The organism is Paenibacillus sp. FSL M8-0228, from assembly GCF_038007385.1.
Lineage (GTDB): Bacteria > Bacillota > Bacilli > Paenibacillales > Paenibacillaceae > Paenibacillus > Paenibacillus polymyxa_D.
Genome location: NZ_JBBOXA010000001.1, coordinates 4,788,938 through 4,806,291, shown reverse-complemented (window position 1 = coordinate 4,806,291; position 17,354 = coordinate 4,788,938). Strand labels below are relative to the sequence as shown.

The window sequence follows — 17,354 nt, the reverse complement described above, 5'->3', positions numbered from 1 at the left end:
GAGTGGCTGCTTTCGAGCATTTTACGATTATGTATGAGTCACCTATCATTATCGTCGTGGCGATTGTGTTTTTGTTTATTTATTCGGCACGCTTTAAAAATCCACAAGATTGACAACAACAGGTGGAACAGGCCTTCCTGATTGATCCGGGAGGTCTGTTTTTGCTGTATTATCGCAGAATTTCCTTTACAGACGTGATTGAATTATACTTTACATAGATCAGGATGTTGCATCATTTTATGTTCACACTCGAATGACAATATATAGTTAAATTGAACCGCTGCGTTTTTTGGAGAACGGGTTCATCAGGGAGGGAGCTGCATCATGCCCAAAGTTCGCTTTAACAATATGGATCATGTAAATACCGATAAAACCATCAAGCAATTCAGACAATGGCGGCAGGAGCGACGCAGCAAAATAAAGGATTATACGTTCGTTGTGCCAAACCATCCCCCGGAGCTGGAGTTTCTGCATAGCAATCGGGAGATGGCGACAGCCACCTGGGTGGGACATTCCACCTTTTTCATCCAGTATCTTGGGCTGAATATCATCACCGATCCGGTGTGGGCAGAGCGTATGGCTTTTGATAAAAGGTTGGCCCCGCCCGGCATTCGCATCCAGGATGTACCACCACTAGACATCATTCTGCTGTCTCATTCACACTATGATCATTTACATTTAGAATCCTTACGGAAATTATATCGTGCAAATACGCTGATGCTTGTACCCACAGGGTTAAAGGCAAAAATGATCCGCAAAGGTTTTCGTAACTGTCATGAGCTGCAATGGTGGGAGCATTTTACGGTAGGAGGGGTACGATTTACATTTGTTCCAGCCCAGCATTGGACACGACGCACGCCGTTTGATACGAACACTTCGCATTGGGGTGGATACGTTCTGCAAAGTGAACAGCAGGTGATTGGCTCTGCCACGTCCGTCACGGAATCTCATCCTCATTCGAATACAGATTCAGAGCATACACCGACGTTGTATTTTGTGGGAGACACTGGATATTTTCGTGGGTTTAAGGAGATTGGCGAGCGCTTTGCCATTGACCTGACCTTTATGCCGATTGGCGCGTATGAACCGGAATGGTTCATGACCTCGCAGCACGTGACACCGGAGGAGGCATTGCAAGGGTTTGTAGATTGCGGCGCAGATCAGATGATTCCGATGCACTACGGAGCCTTCAAACTAGCGGATGATACGCCAAGAGAGGCGCTGGATCGTCTCGAAGCGGAGCGTGAGCGTATGGGTATTGCGAAGGAACGCATTCATGTTCTAGGGCACGGAGAGACGCTGAAAATTGGACGTCGCTGTTCAACTACAATCTGAGAGATTCGACATCATCCTTATATAAGAGGATTTTGCAAAATCCTGATAAACAAAGCGGCTCGGCGGACAATTAACTTTGCCTGCCGAGCCGCCTTTTTTGGTTTTTAGCTATAATGCAGGGTTAAACTGCTTCGGAATCACTTGCCAAAGAGGAATCGCTGTTGGCGATGGGATGACGAACGATTTTAACTTCATAGAACGTGATTTTATTTTCAATAATATAGTCCGGAATTTGACGATGGCTATGGGATTCGCGGAAAGCTTCGCTTTTCGTCCAGCCTTGGAAGTTCTCTTTTTCTTTCCATCGTGTACTGATCGTTACTTCCTCATAATCCTCCGTGTTTTCAGTCAGCAGCACTTCCAGACCGAGAAAGCCTTCCATTTTTTCAACTTTTCCTTCTTTGTTAAATCTTTCGATGAGTAGATGTGCATTGCCCGGTGTGATTTTAGATGTATTTGTTACGATAACCATATTAAATTCCTCCTGAATGATGTGGTATGGTCGGTATAATAACCGGATAGCCATCCTCAAATTTGATGGTAGCGTTCATTTCATAAATGTCGCGAAGAAAAGCAGACGTCAAAATCTCATGGGGTTCGCCGACAACGGCGATTCGTCCCTTTTTAAGCGCAATCATATGATGACAATAGGCCGCAGCTTGCTGCAAATCATGTAGTACCATAACAATCGTCAAGCCGGACTCGTGATTGATACGCCGCAGCATATCCATAACTTCAAATTGGTGGGCGATATCCAGAAAAGTGGTCGGTTCATCGAGCAAAAGAATACCCGTTTGTTGGGCCAAGGCCATTGCAATTCGCGCTTTTTGTTGTTCACCTCCCGATAGAGTATGGAACATCCGATCCGCATAGGGCTGGATACCCGTGATCTTCATGACATGGTCCACGATTTGCTGGTCCTGTCCGGTATAGCGTACCTTCAAGCCCTTGGCATGAGGAGATCTTCCGTAAGCGACCAGCTCGCGGACCGTCAATAACGGCAGCATATCCTTCATTTGCGGTAGCATTGTAATCGTCTGGGCAAAATCACGCCGCTTGTATTCCTGCACGGGCTTGCCCAATACGGAAACCTGACCCTGATCCTGCTTGAGCAACCGGGTCATAATCCGCAAAAGCGTGGATTTGCCTGAACCGTTCGGCCCGACGATCGCGGTGAGCTGACCAGCAGGCAAGGTGATATTCACATCGACCAGCTTGAAATACCCACGTTGTAAGGAGATATGCTCACCCTGAATGGCTGTCATCCGAAATTCCCCCGTTTCTTGAGTAAGATTAAGAAGAACGGTGCCCCAATGACGGCCAGCAAAATACCTACAGGCAGTTCAATCGGGTCAAACCAGGATCGCGCCACCGTATCTGCGAGAACAACCAGCGTTCCGCCGCCCACAATGGAAAGGGGAAGGAGGAAACGATAATCTTCCCCGATTAGCAGCCGTATGACATGGGGAACGACCAGTCCTACAAAGCCGATCAACCCGGCTACACTGACTGCTGTACCGGCCAGCAGGGCAGAAAGCAGGATAATGAGCATACGTTGAAGCTCTACTCGCTGGCCCAGCAGCTGTGCTGAATCGTCGCCCAGTAGCAGTAAATTAGCAGGTTTAATCGCAAAGAAAGAGGCGATTAATCCAATGATGGCGTAAGGCGCCATGAACTCCAGATGATGCCAGCTTCTTCCGTTTAATCCGCCGGATAGCCAAGGAAGAACGGCCTGTACGCGGTCGCTGAACATGACCATTACGCCGTTGGTGAGTGCGCCCAGCAGCGCATTGATCGCAACGCCAGCCAGCACAATTTTGACAGGCGACGCCCCTCGGTCCCAAGCCAGCAGATAAATGACGATTGCGCTCAGAAAGGCTCCCAAAAAGGCGGTTATCGGAAGAAGGTAGCTAAGCTGGGGAAGCATCACCATCGTAATGACGGCGGCAAGTCCACCTCCAGCCGATACACCAATAATGCCAGGGTCAGCCAATGGATTTTTCATGACACCTTGAAGAAGGGCTCCGGAAGCTGCAAGACAAGCTCCTACCAGTAAACCTACTAATACTCTGGGTAGCCGGAGATCCATCAGGATCGTGCGATATGTAGATTCATCATTATGTAGCAAAACATGATTGATTTCTTGAAGTGGAATCGACACCGAACCGTAGGCTAGACCGTACACAGAGACGGCCAGCAGTAGAATCGGAAGGGTAATCCAGGCGATGGTGCGTCTTCTGGCGCGCTGTAGTTTGTTCATCGCCATCGCCTATTTCGCCGGATACAGCTTTTGATGCATCAAATCCAGCGCTTTAGTGACCCGTGTGCCCGGATTCGTACCGAACAGATCTGAAGGTAAAACCTCGACCTGATTGTTTTTAACTGCTCGGATTCCGTTCCAAGCTGCATTTTCCTGCATTTCCTTTATAAATGCAGCTTTAACATCTTCTGTATTGCCATGAGTCATGATGAAGATGTAGTCAGGGTCAGCCTGTATGATGCGTTCTGTGTTCAGCTGCGCATATTGCGGGAAATTTTGCAGGCCCGGAAAATCAGCGGCGATGTTAGAGCCACCCGCAGCTTCCAGAATGTTTCCACTCAGTGAATTCGGCAGTGCCGCCATGTACGTAGCCGGGGCTCCGTAGACGAGCAACACCTTCGGTTTGGAGGCAGAAGCGGTTTCCTTTTGTAGCTTGGTTACTTGTTGGTCAATTTGCTGGTTCAGCTTTACGGCCCCGGCTTGCTTTTGTAGTAATTGTCCGAACAGTGTAATTTGTGTCTGGATATCCTGAACTGAATTGGCACTAGTCAGCAGCAGCTGTGAACCTACTCCTTCAATGGCTGGAATGTCTTTTTCATTCATAGGATAATTGCCTAGCACGACATCCGGTTTGAGCATCGTAATTTTCTCCAAATCTACTTCATGAGTGGAGCCTATTTGCTGAACGTTCTCAGCAGCAGGTACGACGACAGGTCCATTGGAGTTGGGTCTTCCTACGGCTGTCCCGCCCAATGCGTATATAATATCCAGATCGCCATTGCTGAGCGCAACGATATGTTGAGGAACCTTTTGAAACGCCAACGTCCGTTTTGAAAAATCAGTAACTTGGATGGCTGCACTGCTTGTCGTGCCAGAAGTGGCAGATACGGAGGCACTGGTTGGTTTATGATCTGTGGTCGGGGCACCATTACTACATCCGGTAACTGCCAATAAAAGCACTGCGGACGACCACAACATATAAGATTTCATGTTATTCCTCCTGCAATTTTCGAGTTAAACAATAATGATAATCATTTTCAATTATATATAAGAGAATGATAATGAATATCACTGGGCAATGTCAATTAAAAAAACAAAATTTTTAAATAAATTTTGAACTAAAAATAAAAGGGATATATTCGAATTAAAGAAGAAGGAACTACAAATTTTTCTTAAAAAATAGCATATATCAAGGGATTTCATACACGCAAATACATATTGACATTTTCGAAAAGTGTAAGATATATTGGTGATGGGTTTACTTTATTTTGCGAAATTATGGAATAGAGAGGTGGGGAGACAAGCTCGAAAAGAGCTATTTTTTTTAAATTACCAATTGAGAATGATAATCAATTAGTTTATTCTCGTGGGGAGGGACTGCTGTCAAAATGAAGAAGGGGTATTCTGCAATTATTGCTGTGTTTCTGCTGGTGAGTGTGCTGAGCTTTTGGCCAACTTCGTCATCTGTAGGAGCCGCTGCGGCTTCTCCAAAATTGGCGGATGGTACATACACGCTCAAATACAATATCCTCAAGGCAGAAAATGACTCGGTGTCCATGGCTAATGATTATTTTGAAAAACCAGCTAAGTTGTATGTGAAAAAAGGTCAAATGACCATGCAAATTAAGCTGAATCATAGCGAATGGACAACTGGGTTTAAAGTAGATTACAAAGGCAAAATCATCGATACCAAGGTCATCCATAAGGATGCCAAAACCGATACCCGCACCGTACAATTTCCAATTACGAGTGTGAACAGCCCGCTAATCTCTAAAATCCATGTTACTGTCCCTGCGTATAACTACGATCATGACTATACGATCCGTTTCGCTTTTGATTCCAAAAGTGTCAAAAAAGTAGCAGCCGTCCAGTCAGCAAAATCAACTAAATCTTCCAAGAAGTAAATTCAAGCCATCTCTATCGTTCATAAAATCAACACAAATTCAAGCATAAAAAATGGAGGAGTGTGTGTAGATATGAATATGGTAATGAATCGCTTTGAGCAATTTTCTTTTAAGAAGGTATTCGTAGCATTGATCATGACAGCGCTTGTTTTTGCACTTGTTGCTCCATTCTCAGCTAAAGCGGCAGCAGCCGACGGCACGTACAACGTAGACTACACCGTTCTGAAGGATCAAACCAATGAGACTTCTCGATTGGATAGCTACCTGACGAAGCCTGCTCAGGTTACGGTAGCTAACGGCAAAAATGTCGTTCGTCTGACTGTGAAAAGCAGCAATCTGATTACAACGTTCAAAGTAGAGCAAAATGGCGTACTGCAAGATGCGACTGTAGTGAGCACAGATACTGCTAGCAACACTCGTGTAGTGGAATTCGAGGTTGCTGATCTGAATGCAAAAGTGAATGCTTACGCTGAAATCACAATCCCAGTAATCGGCTACACAGGCAAGTATGATGTACAACTGCAATTCGACGAAATATAATCCAAAAATAAAACGTAAAGGAGATTAAGAACATGAACATGATTATGAATCGTATGGAAAAATTGTCTTTGAAAAAAGTAATGCTTACTGTACTGATGGCAGCGCTTGTTTTTGTGGTACTGGCCCCATTTTCTGCCAATAAGGCGAATGCGGCTTTGCCTAATGGAACGTATCAATTGCCTTATACCGTTTATAAAGATGGAACCACTCAGCCATCTTACATGGATACAAATGGTTATGTGAAAAAACCAGCCACACTGATTGTTACGAATGGTCAATATAAAGTGAGAGTAGCTATTACCAAGAGTGCATGGGTTACTGAATTCAAAACTCAACAAAACGGTCAGTATGTGAATGCGACTGTGGTAAGCACATCAGGGGATACAAGAATAGTCGAATTCCCTGTAACTAGCCCGTCTCAAAAATTGAACGTTAAACTGCATGTAAGTGTGCCTGCAGAATACACTGGTGGTATTCCGTACGATCACGACTATGTTGTTCAATTCCAATTCGACGACAGCGATATCTAAGGCTTCTTTTTGAAAATATAATTTTGAATTGAATACTCATTTGGAGCTTACTTTCAATGCCCCAAATGAGTATATTTTAAGTAGGGGGATACATCACCTTGAAAAGCCGATTTAACAAATACATTACGACATTCGCTGCTATTCTAATGTTGTTTTCTTTATTTTCACCATACGTAGGAGCAACCCCTGAAGTTGATTCCACTTCCCAAAATTTGCCCGATTCAAGCACTACAGTCACTAGTGCTACTTATGCTACTTATGAGATGCCGGTAGAAGTACCTAGCACATATGCTGAGCCTACCAATGCTGTAACTACCACAGATGCGACCTATGCAGATGGAGAATACCTGATTGATTACAAACCTTTAAGAAAGACAGTCAGCGGTAACACCAGAGATTCGAGTTTCAAAACAAACTATACCTATCCTGGAGATTTGATCATTAAGGATGGAAAATACCATTTTTCATTTAAGTTTGCGGAAACTCAAGGGCTATCGAAATTTTTAGTAGAACAAAACGGGGAAACAGTTCCCGCAAAAATAGAGGTGGATTCTGGGAAAGCTTCCGGGACTGTAAGCTTCGATGTTTATGATTTTCATCAAAATGTAAATACGGAGTTTGGATTTAATAGCAGTTCTCCGTGGTATGTAGATACCGATCCAGATCGTTCAGTGAAGGAATGGATTGAGTTTGATCCTTCCAGCTTGAGACTTAAAAACTCAACGGAGAATCCAACGGTTCCACCTGTAACACCACCGGTGACGCCTCCTAATGCAGGAGAAAAACTTTCTGATTTGGACTTTACCCTTTTGAAAGATGGAACCAATGAAAAGTCTATGATGGATGGGTATACGGAGAAACCAGGCTCACTAATTGAGCGTGGAGGTAAACAATATGCCCAGTTCACATTAAAGAACAGCAAACAGATTGATGGTTTTAAGGTAGAGCAAAATGGGGTGTTAACCGACACTTCTGTTGTAAGTGAAGATCAAACTGCGAATACACGAGTGATCGAGTTTGAAGTGAAAGAACTGCCTGCCAAGCTCAACGCATGGGTGAGCATCAACTGGCCTGAGCTGGGCTACGTGCATACTTATAATGTAGATCTTCAGATGTCTTCTGCAACCGCCCCATCAGATTTGGCGGATGGAACGTATTCTATTAATTTTAATACCCTGCACGCCACAAAAGATCAGCCATCAGCCATGGCACAGTATCTGTTGTCTCCGGCAACTTTGACGGTAGCGAAGGGACAAAAAGAAGTTTCCTTCACCATTAAAGACAGCACTACAGTGACGGAATTCAAAACTGAACAAAATGGAACGTTGACGGATGCAGATATTGTAAGTGTGGACAAGACCGCCAATACACGTATTGTGAAATTCAAAGTAGCGGATTTGGACGCGATTTTGAATGCGCAGGTACATGTGAGCACGACCTATCCAGGTGGGGTTTATGAGATGGACCATAAACTTCGTCTTCAGTTCGATAAAAACAGTATCTCGGGAACGGACAACGGTTCAACTCCAGTAACGTCAAATCTGGACTTCACGCTGTTAAAAGACGGTTCAAGTGAAAAGTCTATGATGGATGGATATACAGAAAAACCGGGTACTCTGGTTGAACGTAAAGGCAAGAAATATGTACAGTTCACTTTGAAAAACAGCAAACAAATTGACGGCTTTAAAGTAGAACAAAATGGAGTATTGACCAACACGACCGTAGTAAGTGAAGATCAAACGGCGAATACACGTGTTATCGAATTTGAGGTTAAGGAAGTGCCTGCCAAACTGAATGCATGGGTAAGCATCAACTGGCCTGAGCTGAACTATGTAGAAACCTATGATGTCGATCTTCAATTAGGAGCGGCAACAACCCCGGTTGATCCTGGGACGCCAGGCACACCAGGCACGCCCGGAAAGAATTTAGCTGATGGAACGTATTCAATCAACTTCGATGCGCTGCACGCAATCAAAGATCAAAAATCGGCCATGGCGCAATATTTATTGTCTCCGGCCACACTGACGGTATCAAAAGGCAAGTATGAAGCCTCCTTTACCATCAAAGACAGCACCACCGTGACAGAGTTTAAAACAGAACAAAGCGGGACACTTACGGATGCAGATATCGTTAGTGAGGACAGGAATGCTAATACACGTGTTGTGAAATTCAAAGTGGCGGATTTGGACGCTATTCTGAATGCACAGGTACATGTGAGCACGACCTATCCAGGTGGGGTTTATGAGATGGATCATAAGCTTCGTCTGCAATTTGACCGCAGCAGCATTACAGCTAAAGGACCGGATAACGGAACCACAACCCCAGTTGAAAATGGCAGATACAGCATTAATTTCTCCGTACTCAAAAACGGAAGCAATGAAATATCTGTGATGGATGGATATATGCAAAAGCCAGCCACACTGTTAAAACAGTCTGGTAAAAATATCATTCAGATCAAAATGGACAAGAGCAGCTGGATCAAAACGTTCAAAGTAAATGGTGCAGAGGCTCAGGTTGTCGATCAATCAAGCTCCGCAAATACAAGAACAGTACAATTTGAAGTGCCAAATCTGTCGGATAAAGTGACAGTGAATACGCATGTCATCGTACCTGGATTGGATTTGAGTGGTATCCCATATGATCACGTGTATGATGTGCAGTTCCAATTCGAGCCTGCTACCATTCGAAGCTTTGTTGAGCCTACCTCTTCAGGGGCGGCTGATCCCATGATTAAACTGGATTTTGACAAGCTTGCCAATGGTAAATATGCTTTGAAATTCAGTATTGTTTTGTCAGATGGCTCAACAGCAGCAGATTCACAGGCTCAACGCTTCATCACTGACGAACCGGCGCAATTGGTCGTGGAAGGCGACAAACGGTTTGTAGGTCTGAAGCTGCAAAACAGCAATGAAGTGAAGGCGCTGCGTATTTGGGACAACGCAAGCGGGGACTACCGAGATGCAGAAGTGACCCAGGAAGATGCAGCAAGCAATACGAAGCATGTTCGTTTTAGCGTAAGTGACTTTAAGAGCAATGTAAAAGGCCAACTGGTTGTCTACGAAGCTCCTAAAGTGGCAAGTAGCGCTCAGATGGTTTTCAAGGCGGAGGATCGAGTAGAAAAGGTATATGATTTTGAATTTAAATTCGATACCAGCAATGTATCTTATCACAACGAAACCAAAGCAGACGAAGTAGAACAGGGGAAAAATAACTTGGCCGATGGAGAGTACACTGCGAACTTCCGTGTACTGGCGAACGGAACAGACAAGGATTCTCTAGTGGCTCCTTTTGTGCAGAGTCTAGCGAAGTTGATTGTGAAAAATGGCAAGGTTCAGGCTCATGTAACCGTTACGGACAACCAGGCTTTGAAGCTATTCCAAACGGATTTTGAAGGCCGTTATGCCAATCCGATGATTATGGGTTCGGACACTAAAGGTGACACGCACACGATTGCGTTCGAAGTACCTGATCTGGATAAGAAGTTAAGTGTGTACACACAGGTATATCTGCCTGAGAAATACATTCTAAATGAGAAATTCGGCGGACAGATTCAATTTGACCGTGCATCGCTTAAAGGTGAGGGGGTCAATACAGCTACAACCGTAACCCCTACTGAACCGATAGTAGCTTCTACGGACAAGGCAGCAGAAACAACTGCATCTGTAGCTGAAACCAAACCAGTAGTTGAGCAACCGGTTCAAATGGCTTCCGAGAAGCAATACACGATTAATTACAACGTATTTAAAGACAAAACGAGTGAAGCTTCCGTTATGGACGGTTATCTCGACAAGCCAGCCACACTGATTGAAAAGGGAGACAAGCGCTATATCCAAGTGACATTGAAAAATAGTTCTTGGATGCCAACTTTACAAGTGGAGCAAAACGGTACCCTGAAAGATGTAGAAGTGATCTCGACATCCGGCGATACACGTGTCGTTCAATTCGAGGTAGGGGACTTGTCCCAGAAAATCAGTGCTTACACACACGTTATTGTGCCTGGCTTGGTTCTTGGCGGAGTGCCGTATGATCACTGGTATACAGTTCAGTTCCAATTTGATGAAGCAAGCCTGAAAGCGAAGTAGCCTCAGGTTGTGACCTCAATGAAGCCCGAATAACAGCAAAGTTTGTATGCAAGCAAGTCTTGGTGCCTCGGCGTCAAGACTTGTCAGCATTTACATACCCGAGGAATTTGCAAAAATCCAATAAGCGACTTCTAGTGAACAATATGTAGATCAAACAGTCTAGTTCGTCTATATATTGCACTTTGGAGCGACTGGAGTCGAATTTTGCTAAATCCTGATACCCGAAAAGTTAGGGTTCCTAATGCAGTTCTATATTTTGAATTGAGGTGACTGGATTTTCATGAAACGATATATAGCATGGGCTCAAGGAAGATCGTTTTGTTTGTATATGTTAATCGGCATCGTGATCTTGTTGCTGGCCGGATGTTCGGGAGGAGGACAGGCTGGACAGAATCAGAGCGATGGTTCGAAATCAGCGGCAACATCTGATGCAACCGGAAAGTCGTCTGACGGTAAAGCTCAAGCTCCTCGTATTGTGGCGACTACGGTAGCCATTGCGGAAATCACGGATGCGCTGGGCCTGGATTTGGCAGGTAAGCCGACAAGCACGAAAGTGCTGCCTGACCGTTACAAGGATGTGCCTGATGTGGGTAATCCGATGAGTCCCAACATGGAAAAAGTGATGTCACTGAAGCCGACGGATGTACTGTCGGTGACGACACTGAAATATGATCTGGAGCCTAAATTTAAAGATTTGAACATCAATGCCGAATTTTTGAATTTTGAAAGTCTCGCGAATATGCAAAAAGAAATTCAAAAGCTGGGAGACACGTTTGGCAAAGCCGAAAAGGCTAAAGAGATTAATGGAGCGTTGGATGCCAAAGTAACTGAGATTCAACAAAAGATCAAAGGGAAGAAATCTCCTAAAGTATTGATTTTGCTGGGAGTACCGGGAAGCTATCTGGTGGCTACCGAGCATTCCTATATTGGGGATCTGGTTAAAATTGCAGGCGGAACAAATGTGGTTCAGGGCGAGAAGGTGGAGTTCATTGCCCACAATACCGAAGCCTTGCAGCAATCCAACCCTGATATCATTTTGCGCGCTGCACACGGGATGCCGGATGAAGTAGTGAAAATGTTCGATGAAGAGTTCAAAACCAACGATATCTGGAAGCATTTCAACGCTGTGAAAAATGGGCATGTCTATGATCTGCCTGAACCGTTGTTTGGCACAACAGGGAATCTAGCGGCAAACTCGGCGCTAGATGAGCTGATGAAAATGCTGTATCCTTCGAATTAAAGGAGGCTGATGACATGTCCAAAAAAGGTTGGAGTCTTATTGTTGTAATGGTCTTGCTCGTCGGCGTCATGTTATATTCAGCGATGACAGGTAGTCTCAAGGTGGATTTGAGTCAGTTGGTCACCGGATTGTGGACAGGTACAGATGATCAGGTGAATGTGGTCAAGGACCTGAGACTACCGAGAATTATCGTAGCCGTTATGGCAGGTGCAGCACTTGCAGTGGCGGGTGTCTTGCTGCAAGCTGTTATGAAAAACCCGCTGGCAGATGCCGGAGTTATCGGCATTTCTTCGGGAGCAGCATTGATCTCGCTGATTGCGGTGACGGTCTTTCCAATGCTTTATTTCTGGATGCCGTTCTTTTCATTTATTGGCGGTGCGATAGCTTGTTTAATGGTTTATGGATTTTCATGGAGATCCGGCTTGCATCCGATTCGTCTCATTCTGATCGGGGTAGCTGTGAATGCCATTTTTTCTGGTTTAGGTCAGTCATTTAATTATCGAGGCAGTTATGCGGTCACCAGCATTAACCAGGTTACTACTTCAACCTTGTCTATGAAAAAATGGATAGATGTCGAGGTTATTGTGACCTATGGCGGGATTGGACTAATTTTGGCCATGCTCGTGTTCTCTTGGTGCAATTTCTTGTCCCTTCAAGATAAAACAGCTAAAAATCTGGGATTCAATGTAACGCGCGCACGACTTTTGATTTCTGTGATTGCAGTGCTGCTTGCAGCAACGGCTACAGCCATCGCAGGAGTGATTGCCTTTATCGGCCTGCTCGTTCCGCATTGTGCCCGCTACCTAGTTGGCTCGGATCATAAGTGGTTGATTCCATTTTCAGCCTTATGCGGTGGCTTGTTGCTGCTGCTCGCGGATACTCTGGGGCGGACGGTGCTTGCTCCCAATGAAATCCCGGCTTCTATTATTATGGCCGTCATTGGCGGGCCGTTCCTGATATTCCTGATCAGAAAGGCGGATCGCACCTATGGACATTAAGGATATAACCTTCTCATATGATCGGAAAACAGATCGTCTGCACGCTATTCATGCTGTTATTGAGTCGGGACGGATTACGACCATTATTGGTCCCAACGGATGCGGCAAATCGACGCTGCTCAGCGTGATGTCCAACAATGCTGTTCCCCGCTTGGGCCAGGTGATTCTGGACGGCAAAGAAATAGCCCACTACAAGCCCAAGGAGCTGGCCCGTCAATTGGCGGTAGTCCATCAGCAGAACGAGGCACCTTCCGACCTGACTGTAGAAAAGCTCGTAAGCTTCGGCAGGTTGCCGCATAAGAACATGTTCACAGCGAGGCGTGACGAGGATGAGGAGGCGATTGAGTGGGCGATAGCCTGTACTAACCTGAACGAACGTAGAACTCGCACGTTGGATCAACTCTCAGGAGGAGAACGGCAGCGTGTATGGATTGCAATGGCCTTGGCACAGCGGACGCCCATTTTATTTTTGGATGAGCCGACCACCTATTTGGATATGTACTACCAGCTTGAAATTTTAGAGCTCATTCGGCAGTTAAACCAGGAACATGGACTGACAATCGTGATGGTGCTGCATGATATCAATCATGCTATTCGGTATAGCGATGTAATGATTGCCATGAAGGAAGGGCGTATTATAGCGAACGGCCCACCTACAGAGGTCGTTACATCTGAACTGATCCAGGCAGTTTATGATGTGGAGGTCGTAATCAAACAGGATGATGAAGCGGGCATGTATCTCATTCCGATAGGAGTCGGGGCTTCCTGACATTTACAAGCATACGGAACATTATTGCTGCGACTGAATAACGCGTTTGTCCTCACGGCATTTCAACGAATTTAAAACATGAAAATGGCTCTGGTCCATGTGTTTTGTCAGGTGACAACCGTGGAGACAGAAGCATTTTTTATTTTATTTATAAGATATTGGATGAGATTCAGGGACGGTTATGCTTATACTACGGTTCGAATCCGATCTTTTGTGTGTTATACTATTGCCGTCGGTAATTTTGTGTTTAGCACTTTACTAATGATAAGGATGGTATGCTTATATGATCAGTACAAGCGGCGTAACGCTTCGTTATGGGAAACGCCCACTTTTTGAAGACGTAAATATCAAATTTACTCCTGGGAACTGCTACGGCCTGATTGGGGCGAATGGCGCGGGCAAATCCACTTTTTTGAAAATTCTTTCCGGTGAAATCGAAGCCAATTCAGGCGAGGTTCACATGACACCGGGCGAACGGATGGCAGTGCTCAAGCAGAACCATTATGAATACGATGAATTCCCGGTTCTGGAAACCGTTATTATGGGTCATACGCGTCTGTATGAAATCATGAAGGAAAAAGATGCGCTGTATGCCAAAACAGAATTTACTGAAGCAGACGGCCTGCGTGCCGGTGAACTGGAAGGCGAATTTGCGGAGCTGAACGGTTGGGATGCTGAGCCGGATGCAGCTTCCTTGCTGATCGGTCTTGGTATTCCTCGCGACCTGCATGACAAGAACATGTCTGAGCTGAGTGGTAATGACAAGGTACGTGTTCTCCTGGCTCAAGCGTTGTTTGGTCGTCCGAACAATTTGCTGCTTGATGAGCCTACCAACCATTTGGACCTCGAATCCATTCAATGGCTGGAAAATTTCTTGATGGACTATGAAGGCACCGTCATCGTCGTATCCCATGATCGTCACTTCCTGAACAAGGTATGTACGCATATTGCGGATATCGATTTTGGCAAAATCCAGATGTACGTCGGCAACTACGACTTCTGGTATGAGTCCAGCCAGCTTGCGCTTGCCTTGACGCGTGATGCCAACAAGAAAAAGGAAGAGAAGATCAAGGAACTGCAAGCCTTTATTCAGCGCTTTTCCGCGAATGCTTCCAAGTCCAAACAAGCTACTTCACGTAAAAAACAACTGGATAAAATTACGCTGGACGACATCCGTCCATCGAACCGTAAATATCCTTTCCTGAACTTCAAACCTGAACGCGAAGCAGGCAAACAACTCTTGACAGTAGACCGCCTCAGTAAAACCGTTGAAGGCGAGCAAGTGCTGAATGAGTTCAGTCTGGTTGTGAACAAAGGCGATAAAATCGCGTTTGTTGGGCCGAACGGTTTGCCTAAATCGACGCTCTTCCAAGTATTGATGAACGAGATCGAAGCAGACAGCGGAGAATTTTCTTGGGGGATTACAACTAGCCAAGCTTATTTCCCGAAAGATAATTCCACCTATTTTGAAGGTGTGGACATGAATCTTGTGGAATGGCTCCGTCAATATTCCAAGGATCAGGACGAAACGTTCCTGCGTGGCTTCTTGGGACGTATGCTTTTCTCTGGTGAAGAAGCACTTAAGAAAGCAAGTGTACTGTCCGGGGGCGAAAAGGTTCGCTGTATGCTGGCGAAAATGATGCTGAACGGTGCCAATGTGCTGTTGCTGGAAGAACCGACCAACCACTTGGATTTGGAGTCCATTACAGCGCTGAACAATGGTCTGATTGATTTTGACGGTACTATATTGTTCACATCTCATGACCATCAGTTTATTCAAACGATTGCGAACCGCATTGTGGAAATTACACCAAACGGCGTAATCGACCGTACGATGAGCTATGATGAATACTTGGAAAATGAAGAAATCGCGAAATTGCGTGAACGTATGTATCCGGTAGAAATCGGCTAAAATTCCAACCGGCTATCTTCAACAACTAGATAAACGAAAGAGGAGCTCCTTTAGGCCATTGAGATGGCAGGGAGACTCCTCTTTTTCGTTTTTGTGCCATGCCCATAGCTTACTTGGCTCTGGCCGTGAGGTAAGATAGACCTCGCCAGACCTTTGGTACCCTATAAAGGCTATGAGGTGGCTTATGATCCGCCTGTACGACGGCGTTGGTTGTTCGGCTTCTTCGTATTTTGGCTTTTAAGTGTTTTGGTGGAACCGCCTTGAAAGCCGCCCTGCTGTGAAGCGCCGGACTGCTGTTTTTTTTGTGCCAGCTTTTCCCGAATGGCATCTGCGAGATTAACTTTACGTGGTTCATTGGCATCGCTCATGAATAAATTCCTCCTGTTGCCGCCAGATTCATGTCAATCATGTTGGATTGAAGAAAAACGCGGCTGTGTCCTCATTTTATACGTTTTTAAAAGAAGGGACAAGGGCAACAATGATAACACCCATCTGGGGTGGGGCGGGAGAGAAAACGTCTGTTTTTTGTGTGAAGGAAAAAATGTTTTGTGTAACCTACAGGAATGGGGCCTGGCAATACTTTTTCGTTGTTCCTACAGCGATGCAGAGCGGAAAGACTGTTTCTCTAGACCCACACAAAGTTCGTCTGCTATCCTGAAAATAACAGTTACCCAAAGGTGAATTGTTATTTTCAGGATAGCTACGCTGCTTGTTTGAAAAGTTAATGTTGAGGGTTCAAGGCAGCGATGCTGCTATTTTTATTTTTGGGCCCGGTGAGGTCGTTCTGCTGGGAACTATATATTTGAAGGAGTGTCCTACGTTGTGGTAAATGTCTATGATGAAATCCGAAAAGGTGAGCGTGGGGCGTGGGTAAGCATTGCTGCTTATCTCTTGCTGTCCGCCTTTAAGCTGATTAGCGGGTATATATTTGCTTCTAGCGCATTGCGGGCGGATGGCTTCAATAATGTCACCGATATTGTAGTGTCGGTTGCTGTACTGGTTGGACTGAGAATTTCCCAAAAGCCACCGGACTCTGATCATGCCTATGGACATTTTCGGGCAGAAACGATCGCGGCGCTGCTGGCGTCCTTTATTATGGCTGTCGTCGGTTTGCAGGTGCTTATTGATGGGATTGGCAGAATTTTCAAGGGCGGAAAGCAAATACCGGATATCACCTCCGCGGGTGTAGCTGTGATTTGTGCCGTGATTATGCTGGGAGTGTACTTGTACAATAACAGGCTGGCACGGCAAATTAACAATAAGGCTTTGCTGGCAGCGGCCAAGGATAATCTATCGGATGCACTTGTCAGTGTTGGGGCAGCAGTTGGCATTATCGGCGCACAGTTCGGGCTACCCTGGCTGGATACTGTAGCTGCGATCGCGGTAGGATGTATCATTTGCAAAACAGCGTGGGATATTTTTAAGGATTCCACACACAGCTTGACCGATGGATTTGATGAGCAAGAACTGTCTGACTTACGAAGTACGATTGCCCGTATACCTGGAGTAGAGGGGATTCGGGACGTTAAGGCACGTGTACACGGCAATCATGCACTAGTGGATGTGGTCATTGAGGTGAATCCGCAACTCAGCCTGATTGAAGGGCATCGGATCAGCGACCGGATTGAGGAGCGCCTACAAGAGGTTCATAATACGATGCATGTCCATGTCCATGTAGAACCCAAATTATAGATTAATTATTAAATAGTTAGTATTAAAAATGACTTTAGACCTATATGTAAAAGGCGTATACGCTTCCTTTTGTGACGTTTGGATTATATCTC

Annotated in this window: 16 protein-coding genes; 11 read left to right on the top strand and 5 right to left on the bottom strand. The window is 45.3% G+C overall.

The window, feature by feature from the left end:
• Nucleotides 1-2 precede the first annotated feature (2 nt).
• Nucleotides 3-113: a cytochrome bd oxidase small subunit CydS gene (cydS, locus tag MKY98_RS27100; RefSeq protein WP_007432143.1), complete on the top strand. Its 111-nt coding sequence runs from the start codon at nt 3-5 to the stop codon at nt 111-113.
• A 211-nt stretch (nt 114-324) separates the two neighbouring features.
• Nucleotides 325-1,335 (top strand): MBL fold metallo-hydrolase, encoded by a 1,011-nt coding sequence (locus MKY98_RS21850; RefSeq protein ID WP_029519196.1) that lies wholly within the window; start codon nt 325-327, stop codon nt 1,333-1,335.
• Nucleotides 1,336-1,456: 121 nt separating this feature from the next.
• On the opposite strand, the gene isdG is transcribed toward MKY98_RS21850, so the two are convergent.
• The 4 genes from isdG to MKY98_RS21830 are packed head-to-tail and all read right to left on the bottom strand — an operon-like array spanning nt 1,457 to nt 4,585.
• Nucleotides 1,457-1,807 (bottom strand): heme oxygenase, encoded by a 351-nt coding sequence (isdG, locus tag MKY98_RS21845; RefSeq protein WP_029519194.1) that lies wholly within the window; start codon nt 1,805-1,807, stop codon nt 1,457-1,459.
• Between the two features lies 1 nt (nt 1,808).
• Entirely contained in the window at nt 1,809-2,600 is a 792-nt protein-coding gene (locus MKY98_RS21840) for an ABC transporter ATP-binding protein (RefSeq protein WP_069012157.1), read from the bottom strand.
• On the bottom strand, nt 2,597-3,595 hold the full coding sequence (locus MKY98_RS21835; protein WP_176715747.1) for a FecCD family ABC transporter permease: 999 nt from the start codon (nt 3,593-3,595) through the stop codon (nt 2,597-2,599). Before MKY98_RS21835 ends, MKY98_RS21840 begins: the two co-directional genes overlap by 4 nt.
• 9 nt (nt 3,596-3,604) lie before the next feature.
• Nucleotides 3,605-4,585 carry an ABC transporter substrate-binding protein gene (locus MKY98_RS21830; RefSeq protein ID WP_069012155.1) on the bottom strand — a complete coding sequence of 327 codons (981 nt, stop codon included), beginning with the start codon at nt 4,583-4,585 and terminating at the stop codon, nt 3,605-3,607.
• 398 nt (nt 4,586-4,983) lie between these two features.
• Here MKY98_RS21830 and isdC point away from each other — a divergent pair, with 398 nt between their 5' ends.
• The 8 genes from isdC (at nt 4,984) to MKY98_RS21790 (ending at nt 15,570) form a co-directional block, all read left to right on the top strand.
• On the top strand, nt 4,984-5,499 hold the full coding sequence (gene isdC / locus MKY98_RS21825) for a heme uptake protein IsdC (RefSeq protein ID WP_069012154.1): 516 nt from the start codon (nt 4,984-4,986) through the stop codon (nt 5,497-5,499).
• 72 nt (nt 5,500-5,571) lie between these two features.
• Entirely contained in the window at nt 5,572-6,039 is a 468-nt protein-coding gene (locus tag MKY98_RS21820) for an NEAT domain-containing protein (RefSeq protein ID WP_029519187.1), read from the top strand.
• Between the two features lie 32 nt (nt 6,040-6,071).
• Nucleotides 6,072-6,569, top strand: coding sequence for an NEAT domain-containing protein (locus MKY98_RS21815; RefSeq protein ID WP_039273678.1), 498 nt, complete (start codon nt 6,072-6,074; stop codon nt 6,567-6,569).
• A gap of 98 nt (nt 6,570-6,667) precedes the next feature.
• Nucleotides 6,668-10,651, top strand: a complete 3,984-nt coding sequence (locus tag MKY98_RS21810; RefSeq protein WP_069012153.1) for an NEAT domain-containing protein — start codon at nt 6,668-6,670, stop codon at nt 10,649-10,651.
• A gap of 280 nt (nt 10,652-10,931) precedes the next feature.
• Entirely contained in the window at nt 10,932-11,891 is a 960-nt protein-coding gene (gene isdE, locus MKY98_RS21805; protein ID WP_069011981.1) for a heme ABC transporter substrate-binding protein IsdE, read from the top strand.
• A 14-nt stretch (nt 11,892-11,905) separates the two neighbouring features.
• Complete coding sequence (locus MKY98_RS21800; RefSeq protein ID WP_069011983.1) at nt 11,906-12,889, top strand: FecCD family ABC transporter permease; 984 nt, start codon at nt 11,906-11,908, stop codon at nt 12,887-12,889.
• On the top strand, nt 12,879-13,658 hold the full coding sequence (locus MKY98_RS21795) for an ABC transporter ATP-binding protein (protein WP_069011985.1): 780 nt from the start codon (nt 12,879-12,881) through the stop codon (nt 13,656-13,658). Before MKY98_RS21800 ends, MKY98_RS21795 begins: the two co-directional genes overlap by 11 nt.
• Nucleotides 13,659-13,941: 283 nt before the next feature.
• The gene (locus tag MKY98_RS21790; RefSeq protein WP_013311942.1) at nt 13,942-15,570 is read left to right on the top strand and encodes an ABC-F family ATP-binding cassette domain-containing protein; all 1,629 of its coding nucleotides are present in this window, start codon (nt 13,942-13,944) and stop codon (nt 15,568-15,570) included.
• A gap of 182 nt (nt 15,571-15,752) precedes the next feature.
• Here MKY98_RS21790 and MKY98_RS21785 read toward each other — a convergent pair whose 3' ends face one another.
• A complete protein-coding gene (locus MKY98_RS21785) occupies nt 15,753-15,938 on the bottom strand; it encodes a hypothetical protein (RefSeq protein ID WP_029517162.1) in 186 nt (61 codons plus the stop codon).
• Between the two features lie 454 nt (nt 15,939-16,392).
• Here MKY98_RS21785 and MKY98_RS21780 point away from each other — a divergent pair, with 454 nt between their 5' ends.
• Nucleotides 16,393-17,262, top strand: a complete 870-nt coding sequence (locus MKY98_RS21780) for a cation diffusion facilitator family transporter (protein ID WP_341011230.1) — start codon at nt 16,393-16,395, stop codon at nt 17,260-17,262.
• Nucleotides 17,263-17,354: the final 92 nt, after the last annotated feature.

What these genes read in the sequence shown, in the direction of transcription:
- isdC (WP_069012154.1), top strand. Translation starts at nt 4,984, where the DNA reads ATGAAGAAGGGGTATTCTGCAATTATTGCTGTGTTTCTGCTGGTGAGT.
- MKY98_RS21850 (WP_029519196.1), top strand. Translation starts at nt 325, where the DNA reads ATGCCCAAAGTTCGCTTTAACAATATGGATCATGTAAATACCGATAAA.
- isdE (WP_069011981.1), top strand. Translation starts at nt 10,932, where the DNA reads ATGAAACGATATATAGCATGGGCTCAAGGAAGATCGTTTTGTTTGTAT.
- MKY98_RS21830 (WP_069012155.1), bottom strand. Translation starts at nt 4,585, where the DNA reads ATGAAATCTTATATGTTGTGGTCGTCCGCAGTGCTTTTATTGGCAGTT.
- MKY98_RS21795 (WP_069011985.1), top strand. Translation starts at nt 12,879, where the DNA reads ATGGACATTAAGGATATAACCTTCTCATATGATCGGAAAACAGATCGT.
- isdG (WP_029519194.1), bottom strand. Translation starts at nt 1,807, where the DNA reads ATGGTTATCGTAACAAATACATCTAAAATCACACCGGGCAATGCACAT.
- MKY98_RS21815 (WP_039273678.1), top strand. Translation starts at nt 6,072, where the DNA reads ATGAACATGATTATGAATCGTATGGAAAAATTGTCTTTGAAAAAAGTA.
- MKY98_RS21785 (WP_029517162.1), bottom strand. Translation starts at nt 15,938, where the DNA reads ATGAGCGATGCCAATGAACCACGTAAAGTTAATCTCGCAGATGCCATT.
- MKY98_RS21790 (WP_013311942.1), top strand. Translation starts at nt 13,942, where the DNA reads ATGATCAGTACAAGCGGCGTAACGCTTCGTTATGGGAAACGCCCACTT.
- MKY98_RS21820 (WP_029519187.1), top strand. Translation starts at nt 5,572, where the DNA reads ATGAATATGGTAATGAATCGCTTTGAGCAATTTTCTTTTAAGAAGGTA.
- MKY98_RS21840 (WP_069012157.1), bottom strand. Translation starts at nt 2,600, where the DNA reads ATGACAGCCATTCAGGGTGAGCATATCTCCTTACAACGTGGGTATTTC.
- MKY98_RS21835 (WP_176715747.1), bottom strand. Translation starts at nt 3,595, where the DNA reads ATGAACAAACTACAGCGCGCCAGAAGACGCACCATCGCCTGGATTACC.
- MKY98_RS21800 (WP_069011983.1), top strand. Translation starts at nt 11,906, where the DNA reads ATGTCCAAAAAAGGTTGGAGTCTTATTGTTGTAATGGTCTTGCTCGTC.